Origin of the sequence: Pseudomonas sp. NPDC087358 (assembly GCF_044900785.1) — a bacterium.
Lineage (GTDB): Bacteria > Pseudomonadota > Gammaproteobacteria > Pseudomonadales > Pseudomonadaceae > Aquipseudomonas.
In genome coordinates this window covers 279,658-300,857 of sequence record NZ_JBJDOA010000003.1, presented here as the reverse complement: position 1 = coordinate 300,857, position 21,200 = coordinate 279,658, and the positions used below count along the sequence as shown (strand labels likewise).

Annotated in this window: 16 protein-coding genes and 2 pseudogenes; 11 read left to right on the top strand and 7 right to left on the bottom strand. The window is 59.3% G+C overall.

Features of this window, described 5'->3' with window-relative positions; translation table 11 throughout:
* Window positions 1–161: 161 nt before the first annotated feature.
* From ACI2KS_RS08135 to ACI2KS_RS08115, 5 genes and pseudogenes are all read left to right on the top strand, one after another.
* A pseudogene (locus tag ACI2KS_RS08135) lies at window positions 162–4,189 on the top strand (RHS repeat-associated core domain-containing protein); the annotation flags it as partial.
* A gap of 1,612 nt (window positions 4,190–5,801) precedes the next feature.
* Window positions 5,802–6,185: a hypothetical protein gene (locus ACI2KS_RS08130; RefSeq protein WP_404618925.1), complete on the top strand. Its 384-nt coding sequence runs from the start codon at window positions 5,802–5,804 to the stop codon at window positions 6,183–6,185.
* A gap of 81 nt (window positions 6,186–6,266) precedes the next feature.
* A pseudogene (locus ACI2KS_RS08125) lies at window positions 6,267–6,626 on the top strand (RHS repeat-associated core domain-containing protein); the annotation flags it as partial.
* A gap of 60 nt (window positions 6,627–6,686) precedes the next feature.
* A complete protein-coding gene (locus ACI2KS_RS08120; RefSeq protein ID WP_404619510.1) occupies window positions 6,687–6,977 on the top strand; it encodes a hypothetical protein in 291 nt (96 codons plus the stop codon).
* Window positions 6,978–6,979: 2 nt separating this feature from the next.
* Window positions 6,980–7,378: a hypothetical protein gene (locus ACI2KS_RS08115; protein WP_404618923.1), complete on the top strand. Its 399-nt coding sequence runs from the start codon at window positions 6,980–6,982 to the stop codon at window positions 7,376–7,378.
* Window positions 7,379–8,264: 886 nt separating this feature from the next.
* Here the strand turns inward: ACI2KS_RS08115 and ACI2KS_RS08110 are convergent.
* Together ACI2KS_RS08110 and ACI2KS_RS08105 are read right to left on the bottom strand one after the other, a co-directional pair.
* Window positions 8,265–8,585: a DMT family transporter gene (locus ACI2KS_RS08110; protein ID WP_404618921.1), complete on the bottom strand. Its 321-nt coding sequence runs from the start codon at window positions 8,583–8,585 to the stop codon at window positions 8,265–8,267.
* Between the two features lie 109 nt (window positions 8,586–8,694).
* On the bottom strand, window positions 8,695–9,147 hold the full coding sequence (locus tag ACI2KS_RS08105; protein ID WP_404618918.1) for a carboxymuconolactone decarboxylase family protein: 453 nt from the start codon (window positions 9,145–9,147) through the stop codon (window positions 8,695–8,697).
* Between the two features lie 227 nt (window positions 9,148–9,374).
* Here ACI2KS_RS08105 and ACI2KS_RS08100 point away from each other — a divergent pair, with 227 nt between their 5' ends.
* From ACI2KS_RS08100 to ACI2KS_RS08090, 3 genes are all read left to right on the top strand, one after another.
* The gene (locus ACI2KS_RS08100) at window positions 9,375–9,989 is read left to right on the top strand and encodes an FMN-dependent NADH-azoreductase (RefSeq protein ID WP_404618916.1); all 615 of its coding nucleotides are present in this window, start codon (window positions 9,375–9,377) and stop codon (window positions 9,987–9,989) included.
* A gap of 19 nt (window positions 9,990–10,008) precedes the next feature.
* Window positions 10,009–11,427 (top strand): PLP-dependent aminotransferase family protein, encoded by a 1,419-nt coding sequence (locus ACI2KS_RS08095; RefSeq protein ID WP_404618914.1) that lies wholly within the window; start codon window positions 10,009–10,011, stop codon window positions 11,425–11,427.
* A gap of 110 nt (window positions 11,428–11,537) precedes the next feature.
* Window positions 11,538–12,122: a TIGR00730 family Rossman fold protein gene (locus tag ACI2KS_RS08090; protein ID WP_404618912.1), complete on the top strand. Its 585-nt coding sequence runs from the start codon at window positions 11,538–11,540 to the stop codon at window positions 12,120–12,122.
* Between the two features lie 86 nt (window positions 12,123–12,208).
* Here the strand turns inward: ACI2KS_RS08090 and ACI2KS_RS08085 are convergent, their stop codons facing one another.
* The 4 genes from ACI2KS_RS08085 to ACI2KS_RS08070 form a co-directional block, all read right to left on the bottom strand.
* Window positions 12,209–12,646 carry a RidA family protein gene (locus ACI2KS_RS08085; protein ID WP_404618910.1) on the bottom strand — a complete coding sequence of 146 codons (438 nt, stop codon included), beginning with the start codon at window positions 12,644–12,646 and terminating at the stop codon, window positions 12,209–12,211.
* Between the two features lie 64 nt (window positions 12,647–12,710).
* Complete coding sequence (locus tag ACI2KS_RS08080) at window positions 12,711–14,036, bottom strand: flavin-containing monooxygenase (protein ID WP_404618908.1); 1,326 nt, start codon at window positions 14,034–14,036, stop codon at window positions 12,711–12,713.
* Window positions 14,037–14,256: 220 nt separating this feature from the next.
* Entirely contained in the window at window positions 14,257–15,303 is a 1,047-nt protein-coding gene (locus tag ACI2KS_RS08075) for a class I SAM-dependent methyltransferase (protein WP_404618906.1), read from the bottom strand.
* Between the two features lie 301 nt (window positions 15,304–15,604).
* Window positions 15,605–16,216, bottom strand: a complete 612-nt coding sequence (locus ACI2KS_RS08070; RefSeq protein ID WP_404618904.1) for a TetR/AcrR family transcriptional regulator — start codon at window positions 16,214–16,216, stop codon at window positions 15,605–15,607.
* Between the two features lie 178 nt (window positions 16,217–16,394).
* Here ACI2KS_RS08070 and ACI2KS_RS08065 point away from each other — a divergent pair, with 178 nt between their 5' ends.
* From ACI2KS_RS08065 to argE, 3 genes are all read left to right on the top strand, one after another.
* Window positions 16,395–17,777 carry an aspartate aminotransferase family protein gene (locus tag ACI2KS_RS08065; RefSeq protein WP_404618902.1) on the top strand — a complete coding sequence of 461 codons (1,383 nt, stop codon included), beginning with the start codon at window positions 16,395–16,397 and terminating at the stop codon, window positions 17,775–17,777.
* A 184-nt stretch (window positions 17,778–17,961) separates the two neighbouring features.
* Entirely contained in the window at window positions 17,962–18,636 is a 675-nt protein-coding gene (locus ACI2KS_RS08060; RefSeq protein WP_404618900.1) for a DUF1028 domain-containing protein, read from the top strand.
* 15 nt (window positions 18,637–18,651) lie between these two features.
* The gene (gene argE / locus ACI2KS_RS08055; protein ID WP_404618898.1) at window positions 18,652–19,800 is read left to right on the top strand and encodes an acetylornithine deacetylase; all 1,149 of its coding nucleotides are present in this window, start codon (window positions 18,652–18,654) and stop codon (window positions 19,798–19,800) included.
* 258 nt (window positions 19,801–20,058) lie between these two features.
* On the opposite strand, the gene ACI2KS_RS08050 is transcribed toward argE, so the two are convergent.
* A complete protein-coding gene (locus tag ACI2KS_RS08050) occupies window positions 20,059–20,964 on the bottom strand; it encodes a LysR family transcriptional regulator (protein WP_404618896.1) in 906 nt (301 codons plus the stop codon).
* Window positions 20,965–21,200: the final 236 nt, after the last annotated feature.

Here is a 21,200-nt window from a genome sequence, read left to right as displayed (position 1 = left end):
CTTCTGATCAGATATCTCCTTCCCATTTATGGGAATTTCAGCCATCGCCCTGTAGTCCCCTTCTGAAAAGCGCGCAGTCCGCGCTTTTTGTGTTTCCGCGCTCAGACAGCACTGCGCAAAGCCCTTAGATTCCAGCGCTTTCTCAGCGCGGATCACACGCAATGTCTGACGCCCTCTGGGCCGCCCGCCAGGGTGACGCCCTTGCCCACAGCTCGATGATGGCCGATGTCCTCGGTGGCGTACTGGAAGTCGCCGCCGGGGTCATCGTGGGCGGGCTCGTGGGAGCTGCTGTCATTGGCGCAGCCGGCCTTACCGTCGCCACCGGCGGGCTTGGCGCCTGCGTGCTGGGCGCCGTGGTAGGCGTGGCGGTAGGTGCGGGCATGAGTCTCAGCGGCGCTGATGCCGGCATCAGTCAGTTCTGTGAAAGCCTGGCCACCGCGGTGTTTGCGCCTACCGTACACGCGCACATCAGCAGCGGCTCCTCCAACGTCTTCATCAACGGCCTGCCGGCGGCGCGTGCGGCGGGTGCAATGTCGGCTACCCCTGGCGATGTGCCCGAGCAGCCCGCTCCTGAATCCACCTTCCTTGACATGGCCAAGGGCTTTTTCTCCCAGCTGTGGCGGCCCACGGTCGCGACGCCTGCGCCGTTTGCCTTGCCCAGGCAAATGGATCAGGTGACGTGTAGCCGACACGCGCCGATGCCGGTGCAATACATCGCCGAAGGCTCGGATCGGGTATTCATCAACGGCCAACCGGCGGTGCGCAGTGGCGATCGCAGCACCTGCGATGCAACGGTGGTGTCATCGGGTTCGATCTCGCCCAACGTACGTATCGGCGGCGACAAGCTGGTGGTGCGCGAGATTCGCAGCGGCAAGACGCCGGGCGTGGGGTTGGCAGTGTCCGCGCTGATGTTGCTCAAGGGCGGTGCTGGCAAGTTCGTCAGCAACCTGCCCTGCATGCTGGTCGGTGGCGCCAGTGCCTACGTCAGCGGTCAGGCGACTGGTGCTCTGACCCGGGCGATTTCCGGTTCGCCCAACCCGGTGCACGCGGCAACGGGCGCCAAGGTCCTGGGTGGCGTTGCAGAGCTGGATTTCCTCCTGCCGGGCATCCTGCCCATCGACTGGCAACGCTTTTACAACAGCCGCGATGAACGGCGCGACGGCCTGTTTGGCGCAGGCTGGAGCGTAGCGTATGAAGTTTGCGTGGTTATCGAGCCTCATCCCGAGGGCGGCGAACGGCTGATCTACACCGACGAGCAGGCGCGACGCATCGACATGGGGTCGATCCCGTTGGGCAGTGCGCTGTTCAGCGCAGGCGAAGGGCTGGCGGTGCAGCGTCATGGCAACGGTCAGCTGTTGATCGAGAGCGAGGACGGGGTTTATCGGCTATTCGAGCCGGTTTCCGGCGACCCGGCATCTCTGCGCCTGATGCAGCTGGGCGACCGCAACGACAACCGGATTTACCTCGATTACGACGACGAGGGGCGATTGCTTCAGCTGCGCGACACCTCCCAGTGGCTGCGGGTGGTGCTGACGTATTCGTTGTCGTGGCCGCGCCGGGTAGAACGTATCGAGCGCCTGTTTGCCGATGAGACCCGCGAAGTCCTGGCGAGCTATGCCTACGACGCCTGCGGTGACTTGACCGAAGTGCGCGATGCGCTGGGCCAGGTGCAACGACGTTTTGTCTATGACAGTGATCAACGCATGGTCGAGCATCAACTGCCCACCGGCCTGCGCTGTTTCTACGACTGGGCGCTGGTCGAAGGCCGCGAATGGCGCGTGGTCCGCCACTGGACCGATGACGGCGAAGAGTACCGTTTCGACTACGACCTGAATGCGCGCAGCACCCAGATCACCGATGGCCTGAACCGCGTCAGCCAGCGACGCTGGAACGCCCAGCAGCAGATTACCGAATACACCGACAACCTGGGTCAGACCTGGCAGTTCTCCTGGAACGAGGAGCGCCAGCTGCTCGGCGCGCTCGATCCGCAAGGCGGGCGATGGCAGTACAGCTACGACGAGGCGGGCAATCTGAGCGCGACCGAGGATCCGTTGGGGCGTACGGATTCGACGCTATGGTTGGCGCACTGGTCGCTGCCACGGGTGGAGACCGATGCGGCAGGCAACAGCTGGCAATACCGCTACGACCCTCGCGGCAACCGCACTCATGCCCTCGACCCTTTGGGCCATGTCACCCGCTATCGGCACGACGAGCATGGGCAGGTGATCGAGATTATCGACGCCACCGGCAAAAGCAGGAGACAGCACTGGAATGACGCCGGTCAGCTGACCGAGCACGTCGACTGTTCAGGCTATCGGACCCGATTCAGCTACGACCGGCGCGGTCATCTGCACAGCGTCACCGAGCCCTCGGCGAGCGCACGCTTTATCAACACGACGTCCAGGGTCGCCTGCTGCAAAACCAGCTACCCGATGGTCGCATCGAACGTTACCTGCGCGATGCGGGCGGTTTGCTCACGGGCTATACCGACCCGGCGGGTTACACCACGACCTACCAATACGATCGACGCGGCCAGGTGCGACAGCGCCTCGATGCGCATCAGCGGCAGGTGCAGTTCAGCTACGACGCCTACGGTCGGCTGCAGGCGCTGACCAACGAGAATGGCGAAAGCTATTGCTTTGCCTGGGATGCCGGTGACCGCCTCATCGCCCAGCAGGATCTGGATGGCAGCCAGCGGCGCTATGGCTATGACGTGCTGGGTAATCCGGTTCATGTCGAGCAATTGCCCTCCCCGCAGGATCCTGAGCAAGCTTTAGAGTCAATCGCGCATTCGCTCGAACGCGATGCAATGGGCCGCCTCATCGCCAAGACCAGCGCCGACGGGCGCACCGAATATCGCTACGACGCGCTCGACCAACTCACCGAAGTCGCTTTCACGGACCTCAAGGGCGAGCAACAGAACGTCGGGTTGACCTATGACGCCCTGGGCCAACTGACCGCCGAACAGACCGCCTGCGGCACCTTGCAGCATCACTACGATGAACTCGGCCATCTGATCCAGACCCGACTGCCCGACGGCCGCCGGCTCAACCGCCTGCACTACGGCAGCGGCCATCTGCACCAGATCAACCTCGACGGCCAGGTGATCAGCGATTTGGAACGCGATCGATTGCACCGCGAAGTGCTGCGCAGCCAAGGCCAGATCAGCACCCGCAGCCAGTACGACCGTAGTGGCCGGCTGCACACACGATCGCGCCGGCTTACCCAGCAGCCGCCACACCTGCCGGCCCAAAGCAGCAAAGCGTACGACTACGACCCGTCCGACAACCTGATCAGTCGCTTCAGTCGTAACGGCTCACGTGAAGCGCGATCCCTGCTCCATTACGATGCCACCGCCCGCATCGTCGCCAACCAGGACTCTCTACAAGGCCACCCCGAAACCTTTACCTACGACGCCGCCGCCAACCTGCTGGACAGCTCGCAAACCGGGGCGGGGCGGGTCCGCCATAACCGACTGCTGACCTACCGGGACAAGCGTTACCGCTACGACGCCTTCGGCCGAATGAGCGAAAAACGCAGCGCCCGCCACGGCACCCAGCAATTTGCCTACGACGCTGAAAGCCGCCTGATTGCAGTGCACAACGCCAATGGCAACGTGGTGCGCATGACCTACGACCCACTGGGACGGCGCATCGGCAAAACCGAACACAGTGCGCAAGGTTTACTCCTCGGCGAAACCCGCTTCACCTGGGACGGCCTGCGCCTCTTGCAGGAACAGCGCGGTTCACAAACCAGCCTTTACCTCTACGCCGACGGCTACGAACCCCTCGCCCGCGTCGATGGCAGCGGCGACTTTCAACACATCCGCTACTACCACAACGACCTCAACGGCCTGCCTGAACAACTCACCGACCCCGACGGCCAACCGGTCTGGCAGGCAAGCTACCAAGTGTGGGGCAACACCCTCGAGGAGCACCGCAAACCGCATTTCATCGAAGAACAAAACCTCAGATTTCAAGGCCAATACCTTGATCGCGAGACCGGACTGCACTACAACACCTTCAGGTTCTACGACCCGGATGTAGGACGGTTTACCACACCGGATCCGATCGGGTTGGCGGGCGGGCTGAATTTATACCAGTACGCGGTGAATCCGGTTATCTATGTAGATGCCTTGGGTCTAAGCCCTAAGTGTCGACTGACCGGGAAGCAGCACGGAAAGGCGAGCGAGTTACCGATTGCCAAACCAGGAACGAAAGATTGGGCAGAGGCGGTCTCAGCCATTGGCAGTGCAGGCCGAGGTGATATACGGGTAGGGAGTGCGGCAGATGCCAAAGCCCTGCTGAAGGAAAGTCGCGGAAATATGGACGCACGTAAATGTATTCGCACAAAAAACAAAAATACACTAAAGGGTACGAAGTTCATAAGCCTCAGCACGGATCATTACCAGGCGGATGGGAAGCCAGAGAGGTGCGAGTAGGAAATGATCTTCCGCATTTGAAGTGGCGAGACGGTGCTGAAAATGTTGGTCATATTTTCTTCAAGGACTAACTCAAATGCTCACGCCTTATCCAGGAAAACTGATCGACGACGAAACTGGATTTAGAGTTCTGAAATGCTATATCTACAAATTCATTAAAGGAAATATCAAGAAGAGACCTAGATTTGACGTCAAGGAAATGCGATTTAGCCAGAAGAAATATTACTGGTTTAACACACTTAGGCCCATGTTTGGCGCATATCACAATGAAAGAAATATAGAACCCTTCCACAATCTAAAAGATGAAACGTTCATATCAGATGAAAAGAAAATCTACTTCATGCCGCAATATTACCAAAGCAAAAATCTTGCCAAAAGAAATTCTTACATATATTGCTGCAACGGCGCCGAATTAAAGGAATATTTTTCATCGATGAAAATATCCGACCTACAAAATATAACTATTTTCAATAGCTCATTCACGTGGGCGCTCGACCTATTCGATGACACTGTACCTCACCCAAAGAATGAAATGGACATATTGATTTATGTCAAAAGGCCATAAAAATCATAGCAGACCCATTTTCATAGCCTCCAGCTGGCACCTATAACTACTATTCCTATGGAAAGCAACTGCGACAACTGGCGGAGGGCAAAAATCAGTATATCTACTATTCTGCAGGATTAACTATGGAACAAATTATAGAATTCGAATCGGTATATGAAGACGCTTTCAAGACTCCATTTGAGCTAATTAAGACGTACTGCATTTGCTACCAATACGACGTCAGTGAGTTCGGGTATGGCCCTTACGGATTCGACACACCCAAAGCTATAGAGCTCCTGAGCAAGATATTCGGACACTCGCTATATTGGCATCCTGATCAACAAACTTTAATTGACACACCAATCCCAAGAATCAACGGAGTTTATTTTTTTAACGATCAACCGAACTTAAAGAAATTAGAGAAAACCATAGAACTTTAAAGAAAAAAACGCGCAGATCAAAAACTCAGAAAAAGATACAAACCATCAGAATACGTTACAATCGCCCGCAGCGAATCAGAACTATGGAGCGTTTCAAAATATGAAGAAATCCAGCTATCGCTGATCACACAACTTCTGACAAAAAATTACTCGTTTTTTATTAGCCACTCTTACATCACCGACACTGGACAAACCTTGATTTTTTTCGATAAAAAAACAAGCAAAAAAATTAGGGATTTTGCGGACCAAAACAAAATCCAATACCACCAAACCAAATCAAGGTCCGACCTTAAACCTTGGTAAAACACTCATATAAGAAAATCCGGGGCCGGTTGCGCCTCAATAATCACGACCATTATGACTTCTATGAAAAATGAACCCAATTGACATCATCGATAACAAAACCTTTTTAAATCAGCTATTTGCCGAAGGACTCACGGATAAAATGCTCATAGGCCAAGCCGGGCTCGACGTTGACGGAAGATTCAGCCTGAATCTTCATACAATGCAAAAACCCTCGAAGGAAATAACAAAGTGGGGAAAACACGGAATAGACTACGATGTTATCGTGATAACATTAATCGGCAGCAACATCACCAAACTCTCCATAGAAAACTGGCGAGATATCTCGTACGCACCCATTACTCTGGAAAAAAGAGATGAACTCATACGCTTAACCTCTTCAAATGAAAATTGGGCATTCACCGCTGAGTTCGAAAGTCTAGGATTTCAAAGGTGCAGTACGTATTTTTCATGACAGATAGCTGCACAGAAAAAACACACTTTTTAATGATACCAACTAACTACCGCGGCCCTGGCGCCAAGCGGAAGCCACGACCGCGTCGATGGCAGCGGCGACTTTCAACACATCCGCTACTACCACAACGACCTCAACGGCCTGCCTGAACAACTCACCGACCCCGACGGCCAACCGGTCTGGCAGGCACGCTACCAGGTGTGAGGCAACACCCTCGAGGAGCACCGCAAACCGCATTTCATCGAAGAACAAAACCTCAGATTTCAAGGCCAATACCTTGATCGCGAGACCGGACTGCACTACTACACCTTTAGGTTCTACGACCCGGATGTAGGACGGTTTACTACACCGGATCCGATCGGGTTGGCGGGCGGGCTGAATTTATATCAGTACGCGGTGAATCCGGTTGGGTGGGTGGATCCGCTTGGATGGCAGCCCTGCTTCAGAGATGCCACAGCCCAAGCGCACGCGGAATCGATCATCAAAAGAAATGGCGGTGTCGTGGCTGGCGAGAATCGATACAAATTGCCCAATCGTCGTGCAGCGAGACAGGCTACTTCAGAGATTGCTGGCAACCTGAGCTCAAGTCCCGCCACCCCAAGGAAGCCTGATTTCAGAGGAGGACCTCGTAGCTGGCAAAAATCAAAGGCAAAAAACGGCGTTAGAAATCAGGACAAATCTTCCGGATGGCGTGATGATGAATTAGGACATCCGGAGTTTGGCGCAGGCCCTCATGTTAATGCATGGAACAATGAAAAAGGCATATTCGACAATTTACATTTGGATTACTGAAAATGGAAAAAATAGTTCTCATTTCCGACTCAGACGATGAAAAATCTCGTGATATCGACGCCCCATCGCAGTGGTATACCGTGGTTCATAAAGTAGTAAACTCTCGAGAACTCGCAACGAGAAATCCTTGGTCCCACGATGCGTCAATTTACGAGAAAAAATGCTATCTAATGGATGACTGCGTAATATCATTTCGTCCTGCGCGGTATGAGGACCGCATAGGCGGGATCAAAGACTACAACAAAGGCCTCTATTTTATAGAAATCGCAAACCAGGACAGCACGCAGATATTCACCTCGAATAAGGTTTACGAGTGGGACAAGGTAGTGTCGCTGAGCGGCCTCTTTACCGGAGTCTCTTTCACTGCGGCAACGCGAGTCTGGAAAGCAAAAAAGTTGTAGCACCTTGCACTTATAAAAAACGAGAGCATCCGAGAACATTACATTACCCAGCCTTGACAAGTTAGCTATCGACAAAAACGACGGGTATATTTCGCACCTACGATCATATATTTTATTTACAGGAAAACCTGGAAGGTTCTAGCTATTGACTGAAAATCTAAGACAGCATATCCCCGGCTGCCGCCGACGGCCCCGAGGGCGGCTTCGGAGGTACGCCGCACATCAAGTGGTACAACAAAGGAGCGGACGGTCATATTTTTTATGACATACCGAACTGAATGAAAAATTAATTCACTTTCCAAAGTTTTAATGAAAGCGAGCCCATTGCGGGCGCGGATCAAGCATGTGGTTTTTTGCGATGCGTAAGCTGAGCCGCGAATCCAAACGAATAAGTTCTCTGAGAGAAGTCGGCAATCTTGAAGGCATAGTCAGCGATGGCCGCTATTACGGTGCCTACAACCTTGTCACTTACAAAGGAAGAACTGCAATTTTCAAGGGACAACTCGTAGTCGCAGTGATGGCCGGCATATTGGCCGATGAACGTCGGACCCGCGCTTTGAAAATGGTGTATCTCTCGGACGACCGCGTGATAACGATAGGGCGGCCCGGAGCTCCGCGGACCGCCTGATCGTGGTCCCCAGCAAGCTGGACTGGCACGCCCTGCGGCCAGAAGCAGAACCGCGCTCGCTTCAGCATCCAATTCCAGACCCCTGTAGCAGTCCGGCTTGCCGGCGGCAGCGCGCTCAAAATCGCCGCCGCCGGCAAGCCGGACTGCTACGAGATGCGGGCGGTATGAAGATCAGGATTCTCGCCGCAGGCCTCAGGCGCCTTGCTGGCGAATGGGAGGGTCAGTTGGTGGCGATAGCCCTGGGGCAATCTCACTTCCTCAGCTTGCAGAAACCAGCTTCAGACCCACGACCCCTGCCAGGATCAATAGAATGCAGACGATCCTCATCGGCGCTGTGCTGTCGCCCAACAAGGCCATGCCCAGAATGGCAGTGCCGGCCGCGCCGATGCCGGTCCAGACCGCATAACCTGTTCCTACCGGCAGGGTGCGCAGCGCAAGCGAAAGCAGTACGACGCTCGACAAGCCGGTAGCGACGGTGAACAGCGCCGGGGTCAAGCGTGTGAAACCCTCAGAGGCCTTCATCCCCAGCGCAAACGCAATTTCCAGCACCCCGGCCAGACTCAGTAGTAACCATGCCATGTTTTCAGACCTGCAGTGGCTCGCCAGGCATGCAGCCGAGCGAGCGATTGCGGATAGAAGTGCTCAGGCGCCCGACACGGCCAGCGTATCCGGCGCCAATGCCCCAGAGTCAGGCCTTGCAGGCGGCCGGCGCTGAGCGGAACGCCACGCCGAAACGGTTAAAGGCATTCATCAAGCCGATGGCATAAGTCAGGTCCGCGAGCCCCTTGTCGCCGAATTCGGCAAGTGCAGCCTGGTAATCAGCGTCCGCCACGCCGGTTTCGGCAACACGGGTGACAGTCTCGGCCCACGATAAGGCGCTGCGCTCACGCGGGCTGAACAGCTGGCCGGCGTCGTGCCAGACCGGCACCAGGAGCAACTTCTCCACACCAACGCCTCCCTTGAGCAGATCCCGTGAATGCATGTCGATACAGAACGCGCAGCCATTGATCTGCGATACCCGCAGATACACCAGGTCGACCAGTTGCTTGGGCAACCCACACTGTTGCAGCGAGACATAAACGCCGCCAAACGCCTTGTACGTGTCAGGCGAAATGGCGGAGTAGTTGATGCGATTGCTCATGACGAATCCTCGAAGGGGGTAATTTGAGAACCCATCCTCAGCGATCTTGGTCCAGCGCAGAAGGTCCAAGACCCGGCTTGTTATCTGGTCCATGAGCAAGACGAGCCGCCCACGTTGTGGCACATCATGGTCCAGTCCACAGGCGTGTTCTTGGCTCTTCAGGGTGGGTCATACGCCCCGTACAGTGGGCTTCAAATCCCCCGAAGCCACTGTCGAGCGAGTCAAATATGAATATTCTGCATGTGAGTTGCAGCTCCCGCGGGCAGGTCTCCGAGAGCACCCGACTGGCCAGCTGCATCATAGAGCGGCTACTCGAAGACCAGCCCACTGGGCGGGTGGTTACACGGGCCATTGGCGGTGCCAGCCTGCCCCACGTCGATGGCAACTATGCCACCTCCCAGCAATCCACCGCCGACGTGTCCGGCAGCGGATCGGCAGCGCTCAGCGAAGAACTCATCGGTGAACTGGAGCGAGCCGACGTCCTGGTCATCGGTACCCCAATGCACAACTTCAGCCTACCCTCGGTGCTCAAGGCGTGGATCGATCATGTCGCGCGTGTGCGCCGTACATTCAACATCGCAGCTCAGGGCAAAAGCGCGCTGTTGGCCGATCGCCCAGTCTTTATCGCGATCTCCTCGGGGGGCAGATTTTCCGGCGAACGCGCACGTCAGCCGGATTTTCTGACCCCGTACCTGACAGCCGTCTTGAACATGATCGGCCTGCGCGACCTGACGTTTTTCACCGTCGAAGGCACCGCGATGGGACCTGATACGCTTGCTCAAGCCCGAACCCTTGCAACCGAGGCGCTGACCCGGCATTTCGCTTCCTGGCGACTGGCCTGATCACGCACATGAGAGAACCATGAGCCCACCCGCCCAGCGTTTTTCACCCCTTGATCCTGGCTCCTCTGAACCAATCTACCGGCAGATTTACTGGCGATTTCGCGATGCGATCAATGCTGGGGCGTTGGCACCCGGTGATCGCGTCCCCGCAGCCAGGGCGCTGGCCAAAGAGCTGGGACTCGCCAGGGGCACGGTCGACAGCGCGTATTCGCTGCTGACCGCTGAGGGCTACTTTCAGCCGCGCGGCCAGGCGGGCACGGTGATCAGCAACGGCATTAGACCTGGCCCGGGCGCCACCGAGCTCGAAGGTACAAGACACGCGGGCGACAACTGCTCGATCAGGGACAAGTCGCCCGTGCTGCCTTTTCAGATGGCGCTTCCAGCGCTTGACGCCTTCCCGAGGAAAATCTGGGCGCAGATCGGCGCGCGCTGCGTGCGCACCATGCGTATGCAGGACATGGCGCAACCATCGGTACACGGCCTGGGCTCATTGCGCACGGCAATCGCCACTTACCTGCAAGTGGCCCGGGGCATCAACTGCGCGCCCACCCAGGTGTTCGTGACCACCGGCTATCGCAACACCCTGACATTGATCGCTCATGCCTTGCTCGCCCCAGGCGATCGGGTATTTATCGAAGACCCCGGCTACCTGCCGACCCGCCAGTTACTCGGCCATCTGGGTATGCATGCGGTTTCTGTACCAGTTGACAGCGACGGCCTGCTCGTCGCGCACGCGCTGGACGATCCGCTGGGCGCGCGCGCTGCTGTCGTGACACCGGCCCATCAAAGCCCGCTCAGCGTGTCACTCTCGCTGCCGCGGCGCCTGGCCCTGCTGGACTGGGCGGCGCAGCAGAACAGCTGGATCATCGAAGACGATTACGACGGCGAGTACCGCTACATCAGCCGCCCGCTGCCAGCGCTCAAGAGTCTGGATCGCCAGGGTCGTGTGCTGTACGCCGGGACATTCAGCAAGGTGCTGTTTCCGGGCATCCGCATCGGTTATCTGGTGGTGCCACCGGCGCAAGTCGAGCGTTTCGAGAAGATTGGCCAGATGTTTCTCGGCGGCTGCCCGGAACTGACCCAGGCCATCGTCGCCACTTTCCTGACCGAGGGTCACTTTGCGCGGCATATCCAGCGCATGCGCAAACTCTACGGCGAGCGCCGGGAGGATACCGTCAAAGGGTTGAAGGAAGCGTTGGGAGAGCGTGTATGCATCGACTCGCAGCCGGGCGGTATGCACCTGATATTGCGTCTGCCGCAGGAGCAGTCTGACACCGCGCTGGTCGCACGCTTGCTTGGCGCGGGCATCCATGCCGAGGCGCTGAGTGACTGGAGCATCGAGCGCAAGGGCGATTCGGGGCTGCTGCTGGGGTTCGCCAATATCCAGTCCCCGGACGTTGCCAGGCAGCTGGGGCAACGTATCCTGGCGTTGATGTGACAGCGACCATCGCGGCCATGGCCCGGTCACGATGATCCTTCTTGGACCTGTAGCGCCGGATTGATCTGGCCCATGATCCGCTCCCCTCGAACAACCCGTCAGGAAACTCCATGGCCCTTCAAAGCATCGCGGTTTTTTCCGGTTCCAACTTTGGTTTCAATCCGGCGTATGTCGAAGGCGCCCAGGCATTGGCCAGGGAAATCGCCCAGCGCGGTCTGCGCCTGGTATACGGCGGTAGCGACAAAGGCTTGATGGGCGTGATGGCCGACACCGTGCTGGCCGAGGGTGGTGAGGTGGTCGGCATCATTACCCAGCGGCTGTTCGACATGGGGCATATGCATGCGCGACTGACTCGACATGAAGTGACGGTCGACATGCGCAGCCGCAAGGGGCGCATGAGTGACTGCGCCGATGCGTTCATTGCCTTGCCAGGAGGCCTTGGAACCTTCGAAGAACTGTTCGAGGCCGCAACCCTGACGCAACTGGGTGAGCACAGCAAAGCGGTCGCTTGCCTGAACATCGGCGGTTTTTTCACGCCAGTGCGCAGCTTGCTCGACCACGCGGTCAGCGAAGGCTTCATGAAAGCCGAGCACAGCGACATGCTGATCTTCGACGCCGACCCCTGTCGCCTGCTCGATACCCTTGAACAGTGGCAGGCACCGACCGTCAACAAATGGATCGAGCCGCGGACATGACAGATGGCTGGAACCTGATCAGCCTTGCGCCGACCCGGCAAAGCAGAATGCAGGCACTCGCGGTATCTGCATCAACGCCCGCCTGATTACGCCCGCCCCGCCTGCCAATCATCCGGCACCACCGCAATCACATCGATCTCCATCAGCCACTGCGGCTGGCCCAGGCCTGAAATCACCAGCCCGGTGGAGATCGGGAACACGCCCTTGAGCCACTTGCCGACCTCCTGGTAGACCGGCTCACGGTAGCGTGGGTCGATGATGTAGGTGGTGGTCTTGACGATGTGCGACAGGTCAGAACCTGCTTCTTCGAGCAGTTGCTTGACGTTTTTCATGGCCTGTTCGGCCTGGGCACGGGGGTCGCCCAGGCCGACCAGATTGCCGTCGAAGTCGGTGCCGATCTGGCCGCGAACATAGACCGTGTTGCCGGCCCGCACGGCCTGGCACAAGTCGTTATCCAGCGACTGATTCGGATACGTCTCTTTGGTGTTGAACATGCGAATGCGGGTGTGGGTTGGCTGCGCCATGTCAGGCTCCTGGAAAATCAATCACTGGCCGCGCCGCCAGGTAGGGTCAGCGCGGAATGGAATATCACGCGCTGACGGCAGACTGGCCCAACGCCGTCGCGACCGGCGACACGCCCTGCTCTGCCTGGCGATCCGCTGCATCGCGGTAGTCCAGATAGCTGCGCTGAATGGCGATGTGGTCGGCGACGTATTTGGCATCGTGCCAGACGCCCCAGATAAACGAAGAGCCGCGCCGCGATTGCCAGGGCAGGCCCAGAAAGTAGATACCGGACTCAGTCGACACGCCGCGCTGGTGCGCAGGCTTGCCCTTGGCGTCGAACGCATCGACCTGCATCCAGCTGTAATCGCTGGCAAAACCGGTGGCCCAGACGATTGTGGTGACCCCCGCCTCGGCCAGATCCAGTTGCACAATCGGCTGGCTGATGCATTCGGCGTCGGGGAACACCCGCCGCGCTTCGGGCTCGGGTGGCAGATCCAGACCGTTGCGTTCGATGTAGGCATCCGCCGCGTCGAGCACCGCGAGGTAATTTTCGTCACCGCGAGCAAGGTTATCCGCCAGGTCCGGCTGAAAATTCACCACACCGTCGTTGAACGATCCGGTCACGCCCACCAGCTTCATGCCGCGCTGCGCCAGCTCGCGAAAGTCCACGGTACGCCCGCCGTGGGCGCCGCTGACGGCAATGGTCACGTGTTCACGACCCGGCTTCATGGCGGCTTGATCCCACTCGCCGAGCACTCCCAGCCACCAGCAGAAATCGCGGTTGCGATAGGACCGCGGCGGACGATCGTGCTGCCCGACCGACAGGTAAACCTCTCTGCCAGCGCGCTGCAGTTCGTCAGCGATCTGGGTACCGGAGGACCCGGCCCCGACCACCAGCACCGCGCCTTCAGGCAGTTGCCGGGGATTGCGGTACTGCGCCGAGTGGATCTGCGTCAGGCGCTCATCCTTGGGCGCGATGGCCGGAATCACCGGGCGCTGGAACGGCCCAGTGGCCGCGACCACGCGGTTGGCGTGGATCACCCCTTCAGAGGTTTGCACCGTAAAGCCCGGACGCCCGACATTGCGCTCGACCTTGCGCACTTCCACGCCGGTACGCACCGGGGCATTGAACTTGCGCGCATAGGCCTCGAAATAATCGGCCACCCGCTCTTTGCCAGCAAAACCGTCCGGGCTCAGGTCGTCGAAGGCAAGACCTGGAAACCGGTCGTGCCAGGCCGGACCATTGGCGACCAGCGAGTCCCATCGTCCGCTACGCCACGCCTCGGCGATGCGGCTGCGCTCCAGGACCAGATGAGGGATGCCCAGTTTGCTCAGATGCTCGCTCATGGCCACGCCTGCCTGGCCTGCGCCTACCACGAGCGTATCGATTTCTATGTTTCCAGCTGTCATACCTGTGTCCTTCACGAAGGCGGGTGTGGACGCATTCTGTGCAGGAACGGCCGATAGCGAAATTATGATTTTTGTCGTCGTAAAGCAGGAAAAAGCTAGGGCCACGCGCCCGCTCCGTCAAACCGCAGCGGCCGATTGAAAGGAATACCGCGTTCACCGACCTCTGACATGGCCGCAGGGCACTGACCGCAGCCTATGCCCTGCACTTGCCCATTGGCCGTTACTTGCGCGCCTCCAGAATCAGGTTGAACGGGGTTTGTGCGGCGCGACGAAAGTGTTTGAACCCCGCCTCCATAAACACCTGGCGCAGTCTCGCCTCGCCAGCCTGCGCGCCCAGCCCCAAGCCCACTTCCTGGGACAACGAGTTGGGCGTGCAAATGAACGTCGACGCCGCATAAAACAAGCGCCCTACCGGGGTTATGTTCTGATCCAGGCTGTCGTCGGCGTATGGCTCCACCAGCAACACCGTGCCGTCCGAGCGTAGCGTTTGCCAGGCATGTTGCGCCGCGCCGACCGGGTCACCCATGTCGTGCAGGCAGTCGAAATAACAGATCAGGTCGTAGTCCTTGCCGGGGTAATTCTTGGCGGTGCCTTGCGCGAACTGCACACGTTCGCTGACGCCGGCCTCCCGCGCGCGATCCATGGCAGTGGCGATGGACGGCGCGTGATAGTCAAAGCCTGCAAACCGGGAGGCCGGGAATGCCTGGGCCATGACGATGGTCGCGGCGCCGTGCCCACAACCGACATCGGCCACGTTGGCCCCCGCTACCAGCTTGTCCACCACCCCTTGCAATGCTGGCAACCACTGCGCCACCAGATAGCTTTTGTACCCAGGGCGAAAGAAGCGCTCGGTCCCGCTGAACATGCAAGGGTGATGATCACCCCAGGCCAGACCGCCATCGCCGCGCATGGCTGCGACCAGCTTGTCCTTGTCATGAAACATCGAGGCCACCACCATCATGCCGCCTGCGACGTAGACCGGTGAATCCTCGATGGCCAGGGCCAGCGCCTGCTCTTCAGGCAGCACGAACAAACCCTGGTGATGCTCCATATACCCCGATGCCACGTGAGCGCTGAGCCACTCCCGGATCAGCCGCGCATTGCAGCCGGTGCTGCTGGCGAGCGCTTGCGCGGTGACCGGCCGACTGTCAGCCATGGCTTTGTAAAGCCCCAGCTCATCGCCGAGGATCACGTTGGCAAGCATCGCCGCGGCGCCCATGTCGGACACCAGCTTGCCCATGAACTGGTTAAGTTTCTCCTCGTCCATTACCCACCCTCCTGTCAAGAAGGCCATCGTCGGCACGGGCATCAAAGACCTGAAAACTGTTGGCGGTGACCCGATGGATAGCCCGCCACCGGCTGGCCGGCCACAGAACCCTGGAGACGTACAGTCAATGGTTGAGGTGACCGGTCATGAAGACGAGCTGTTTCCCGCACGGGAAGTGATTGAGTCTAGTCCCTGATCGGCATTGCAGGAGTGAGCCCGGTTTTAGAGGCGGGCCTGGCGCGGGCGCCGCAGCGTTGAATGGCTGGCTGATGCAGCGAAACGACGCCAGGACGGACCAGCGCTACGTCACTGACGTCAACATCCCCCCACACATCAACCCCAGCACACTGCGCATATGCGCCGCATGCGCCTGGCGGTCGGGCACCGCTTCGGTCGCCAGACGAATGAACGCAAGGTTCGCGTACTGGTTGAACAGCGTGGCCGCAACGTCGATATCGACCGATTCACGCACTTTGCCCAGTTTCTGAAAATGCACCAGCAGCGCCTTGGCCTCTTCGACCACCGCGGCATTCCAGGGCTGAAAGGCCTGGGACGGCTCTGCGGTGAACAAGAACGGCGCCAGTTCACGCCACAGCGACGCCGGCATGGCGCGCAGCTGGTAGCGGGTCATCAGGCCTTCGAGTTCGCACAGGGCCTCCAGCGGGTCGGAATTTTCATCGAGATTCGCCCGGGCCTCGCGCATGGCCTGTTCGTCGGGTGCTTTGAGCAGCGCCAGCAGGATCTCCTGCTTGCCGCCGAAATAGTTGACCACCGTGGGCGCTGAAACGCCCGCCTGATTGGCGATCTGCTCAAGGGTGGTGACGCCGAAGCCATTGGCTTTGAACAGGGTCAACGCGGCCTCGGCAATCACCTGACGGCGATGCTCCTTCTGCCGCTCTCTGAGTCCAGTCATGGGGCCTCTTGGGTGGGGTGGAGAGTGCTGAGAGGTTACGGCGATATCTTTTTATCGACAAATATTTTCTTTACAAAAATATTTTTAGGTGACAAAACTTATTCCACCCAGGCACCTGCCCTCACCGCCCGCCGACGTTGCCCACAGGCACCCGGCGCTACCCACCCGGAGACATGCAATGACCCTCGAACGCGATCCTATCCGCTCAACCGTTGACTACCAGGCCGCTGATGCCGCGCATCACATTCATGCGTTTGTCGATCAGAAGGCACTCAACGAGGAAGGTCCGCGGGTCATGGTCCGGGGCGACCGTCTGGCGCTATGGGATAACGACGGCAAGCGCTACCTGGATGGCATGTCGGGGCTGTGGTGCACCAACCTGGGCTATGGGCGCAAGGACCTGGCGGCTGCCGCCAGCGCGCAGTTGGAACAGCTGCCGTACTACAACATGTTCTTCCACACCACTCACCCGGCGGTGATCGAGCTGTCGGAGTTGCTGTTCAGCCTGTTGCCGGCGCACTACAGCCATGCGATTTACACCAACTCCGGCTCCGAGGCCAACGAGGTGCTGATCCGCACCGTGCGCAAATTCTGGCAAGTGATGGGCAAGCCCGAGAAGAAAATCATGATCGGCCGCTGGAACGGCTACCACGGCTCGACCCTGGCCGCGACGGCGCTGGGCGGCATGAAATTCATGCACGAAATGGGCGGCACCATCCCGGATGTGGCGCACATCGACGAGCCTTACTGGTTCGCCCATGAAGGCGATCTGAGCCCCGAAGCATTCGGCCTGCGCGCGGCTCGGCAACTGGAAGACAAGATCCTCGAACTGGGCGCCGACAAGGTCGCCGCTTTTGTCGCCGAACCGTTTCAGGGTGCCGGCGGGATGATCATTCCACCAAAGACCTACTGGCCGGAAATCCAGCGCATCTGCCGCCAATACGACGTGCTGCTGTGCGCTGACGAAGTGATCGGCGGGTTCGGGCGCACCGGAGAATGGTTCGCCCATCAGGCACTCGGTTTCGAGCCTGACACGCTGTCCATCGCCAAGGGCCTGACCAGCGGCTACATCCCCATGGGCGGCCTGATTCTGTCGCGGCGCATGGCCGAGGCACTGGTGGAAAAAGGCGGCGTGTTCGCCCATGGCCTGACCTACTCCGGGCACCCGGTGGCCGCAGCCGTTGCGATTGCCAACCTCAAGGCCTTGCGCGACGAAGGCGTGGTCACTCAGGTGAAGACCGATACCGGACCTTATCTGCAGAACTGCCTGCGAGAGGTCTTCGACAACCATCCGCTGGTAGGCGAAGTACAGGGCATCGGGCTGGTCGCGGCATTGCAGTTCGCCGAAGACAAGGCCACCCGCAAGCGCTTCGCCAACGAGAACGACATCACCTGGCGCTGCCGCACCATCGGTTTTGAGGAAGGCCTCATCATTCGCTCGACCCTGGGCCGCATGATCATGGCCCCGGCACTGGTCGCCACCCGCGCCGAACTGGACGAACTGGTGGACAAGACCCGCATCGCAGTGGACCGCACCGCCCGTGAGTACGGGCGGCTGTGAGGGCAAGCCGGCTCTGGCAAGTTTTTCCTTAATCAGGCTCCACAAAAAACCTCGTTTCGCCAACTGCAGACCATGGACAGAATGCAGTCATACCCGACTCGATCCTGAGCTGTCCGGCATTGCGCCGCAGACAGCCCGGGGCCGAGTTTCAATGGCAGGTCAGGATGAAACAGGACCCACACCTATGACGTTTTCAATCGTCGGCCGTTGCGCCGAAACAGGACAGCTGGGCATCGCCATCAGCTCTTCAAGCATCGCCGTGGGCTCGCGCTGTCCCTGGCTGCGTCCGGGGGTGGGTGCGGTCGCCACGCAGAACATCACCCTCCCCGCTTTGGGCCCGCAAGTCCTTGATCAACTGGAAACGGGTCTGTCCCCGGCCCAGGCGCTGGACAAGGCGCTGACCAGCAATGGCTACAGCCAGTTTCGCCAACTGACGGCTATCGATCATCTCGGCCAGACCGCGCATTTCAGTGGCAGTGAAACCCTCGGCACGCACAATGCGCTGGCCGGTGAGCAATGCGTGGGCGCTGGCAACATGCTCGCTGACCGCGCGGTCATCGAAACCCTGGTGCACACCTTCGAAACCAGCGGCGGGCAACTGGCCGAGCGCTTGATCGCTGCCATGCAGGCCGCCGTGGCCGCCGGTGGTGAAGCAGGCCCGGTGCACTCTGCAGCCCTGGTGGTGGTCGGGGAATTGATCTGGCCCATCGTCGACCTGCGCGTGGACTGGGCCGATGAAGACCCTATCGGCAAGCTGGCGCAACTGTGGACCGACTACCGCCCGCAGATGCAGGACTACCTCACCCGCGCCCTCGACCCGACCAAGGCCCCCAGCTACGGTGTGCCGGGCGATGAGTGACGCAAGGATCGACACATGAGCAAGAGCCGGGATCTGTTGGCCGCGCTGGTAGGGTTCGACACCACCAGCCGCGAATCGAATCTGCAGTTGATCGAATTCGTTCGTGACTACCTGGCGCACCTGGATGTGCCCTGCGAGCTGATTTACAACGAGCAGCGCAGCAAGGCCAATCTGTTCGCCACCCTCGGCCCGAGTGACCGCCCCGGCATCGTGCTGTCCGGCCACACCGACGTGGTGCCGGTCGATGGCCAGGCGTGGACGACGCCGCCGTTCGAACTGTGCGAAAAGGACCGCAAGTTGTTCGGCCGTGGTACCGCCGACATGAAAGGCTATATCGCCTGCGTGCTGGCAGCGGTGCCGGCGCTGCTGGCCGCGCCGCTGCGCATGCCGGTGCACATCGCCCTGTCGTACGACGAGGAGGTTGGCTGCCTGGGGGTGCGTTCGTTGCTTGCCGAGCTTGAACAACGCCCGATCAAGCCGCTGCTGTGCATCATCGGCGAACCCACCGAACTCAAGCCGGTGCTCGGGCACAAGGGCAAGCTGGCGATGCGTTGCGACGTGCATGGCGCCGCCTGCCATTCAGCCTATGCACCCCAGGGGGTCAATGCCATCGAGTATGCGGCCCAACTGATCGGCGAACTGGGGCGGATCGGCGCGACCCTGCGCGTGCCGGAGCGCCATGACCGGCGCTTCGATCCGCCGTTCAGCACGGTGCAGACCGGCGTGATCAGTGGCGGCAAGGCGCTGAACATCGTGCCTGCCGACTGCCGCTTCGACTTCGAAGTCCGCGCACTGCCCGCGGACGATCCCCGGTTGGTCGCCGAGCAACTGCAGCGCTACGCCCAAGAACACCTGCTGCCCAGGATGCGCGCAGTGGATGCAGGCAGCGACATCCGCTTCTCGCAGTTATCGGCGTACCCGGGCCTTGCCACCGATGCAACCAGCCAGGCAGCGCAATTGATCGCGCAATTCTGCGGTACGGATGAGTTCACCACCGTGGCCTTCGGTACCGAGGGCGGATTGTTCGACGCCATCGGTATCCCCACCGTAGTGTGTGGACCGGGGAGCATGGATCAAGGGCACAAGCCCGACGAGTTCGTCAGCATCGCGCAACTGCATGGCTGTGATGCAATGCTGCAGCGGATGATCGAAATCCTGCGCTGAGCCTGGCTCTGGATTCTGGGCGCAGCCCGGCCTGCGGCCAGAATCATAAGCACGCGGCGCTATGGAGCGTGGGAGCCATCAAGCGTTGGGTAATTCCGGCTCGTAATCTCGCCGGTGTTGCATTCGCTCCGATGAAGAAATCAGGAAGAAGACATCAGCAAAACGGCCTGAATGTATTTGCGGTCAACCATAGAATCTCCCACAGCTAATCCACGCCAGCGCTCAGCTGAGCAAACACCAGGGATGGCGGGTTGGCACCTACTTCGGCGCCAACTCCTCCCGGCAGTGATCGACAAACAACTGCGCCGGCTTGGTCAGTTGCGAGCGGCGCAGCCAGGCGGCGGACAGGCCCGAGCCGGTGACCTGTTCGGCCAGGGGCACGCACACCAGTTTCTGCCCGTCGTAGGTGTACTCGCTGGCCGGTCGGGTGACCAGGATCGAGAAACCGAATCCGCGCCCGACCATGCCCCTGACCATCTCGATCGACGGTGAGCTGAACTGGATGTGCGGGGTCAGGCCGCGCTCTTCGAAGATACTCACGAAGTAGGTCCGACTCGGCTGCACGTCCAGCAGGACCATGGGTTCGAGCACCAGATCGTTGAGCGAGACCTTCGCCTGATTGGCGAAACGATGCCCTTCGGGCAGCAACGCATAGGGTTGCTGCGGCGCCATCAGGGGTGCGGTGTCGATGGTGCTGTCCAGGTCATGCTCATAGAGGATCGCCAGATCAATGCTGCCGGAGGTCAGGGCCTGCACCAGCTCCTGTTGTTCACCGTCACGAATGCGGATTTCCACTCCCGGCCAGCGGTCGCGAAATCCGGCGATCAGACGCGGCAGGTACAGCGGCGCGACAGTCTCGAAACAACCGATGTCGATCTGTCCGGACACCACATCGTTGTCTGCCAGGGCGTTCTGCTCGAACTCGTGAGCGACCCGGAGTAACTCCTGGGCCTTGCGGTAGAACCGCGCCCCGCTGGGGGTCAGCGACACCCCCTGGGCGTGATGGCGGATGAACAGCTGCACGGCGAAACTTTCTTCCAGGTGCTTGATGGCAGTCGACACCGAAGGCTGCGCGATGTAGAGCTTGCGCGAGGCCTCGGCGACACTGCCGCACTCGACCGTGGTGACGAAATACTTCAGTTGTCGCAGGTTGTAGGCTGCCATTGCTACCTCGAAAGCGCTAAAGCGGAACTCGGATCTTGCGCGCTATTCTGCGATGTTCAAAGCGCTTGAGAAACAAGCAAATTCCTGCCCATTGAAGCTAAAAAAACTGAGCCCGAAAGCAGGCACGCCGGCACCAGAACGGTGCGTCATTGGCGAGTTTTTTTATCGATAGCGAAGACATTTTTACTCATTTCCTGCCCTCTCCACATGGCCCACTATTGGCGCATCTGATCGTG

Bases quoted from the DNA above. Each gene is read 5' to 3' on its own strand.
- ACI2KS_RS08130 (WP_404618925.1), top strand. From the start codon at position 5,802: ATGAACCCAATTGACATCATCGATAACAAAACCTTTTTAAATCAGCTA.
- ACI2KS_RS08115 (WP_404618923.1), top strand. From the start codon at position 6,980: ATGGAAAAAATAGTTCTCATTTCCGACTCAGACGATGAAAAATCTCGT.
- ACI2KS_RS08110 (WP_404618921.1), bottom strand. From the start codon at position 8,585: ATGGCATGGTTACTACTGAGTCTGGCCGGGGTGCTGGAAATTGCGTTT.
- ACI2KS_RS08105 (WP_404618918.1), bottom strand. From the start codon at position 9,147: ATGAGCAATCGCATCAACTACTCCGCCATTTCGCCTGACACGTACAAG.
- ACI2KS_RS08100 (WP_404618916.1), top strand. From the start codon at position 9,375: ATGAATATTCTGCATGTGAGTTGCAGCTCCCGCGGGCAGGTCTCCGAG.
- ACI2KS_RS08095 (WP_404618914.1), top strand. From the start codon at position 10,009: ATGAGCCCACCCGCCCAGCGTTTTTCACCCCTTGATCCTGGCTCCTCT.
- ACI2KS_RS08090 (WP_404618912.1), top strand. From the start codon at position 11,538: ATGGCCCTTCAAAGCATCGCGGTTTTTTCCGGTTCCAACTTTGGTTTC.
- ACI2KS_RS08085 (WP_404618910.1), bottom strand. From the start codon at position 12,646: ATGGCGCAGCCAACCCACACCCGCATTCGCATGTTCAACACCAAAGAG.
- ACI2KS_RS08080 (WP_404618908.1), bottom strand. From the start codon at position 14,036: ATGACAGCTGGAAACATAGAAATCGATACGCTCGTGGTAGGCGCAGGC.
- ACI2KS_RS08075 (WP_404618906.1), bottom strand. From the start codon at position 15,303: ATGGACGAGGAGAAACTTAACCAGTTCATGGGCAAGCTGGTGTCCGAC.
- ACI2KS_RS08070 (WP_404618904.1), bottom strand. From the start codon at position 16,216: ATGACTGGACTCAGAGAGCGGCAGAAGGAGCATCGCCGTCAGGTGATT.
- ACI2KS_RS08065 (WP_404618902.1), top strand. From the start codon at position 16,395: ATGACCCTCGAACGCGATCCTATCCGCTCAACCGTTGACTACCAGGCC.
- ACI2KS_RS08060 (WP_404618900.1), top strand. From the start codon at position 17,962: ATGACGTTTTCAATCGTCGGCCGTTGCGCCGAAACAGGACAGCTGGGC.
- argE (WP_404618898.1), top strand. From the start codon at position 18,652: ATGAGCAAGAGCCGGGATCTGTTGGCCGCGCTGGTAGGGTTCGACACC.
- ACI2KS_RS08050 (WP_404618896.1), bottom strand. From the start codon at position 20,964: ATGGCAGCCTACAACCTGCGACAACTGAAGTATTTCGTCACCACGGTC.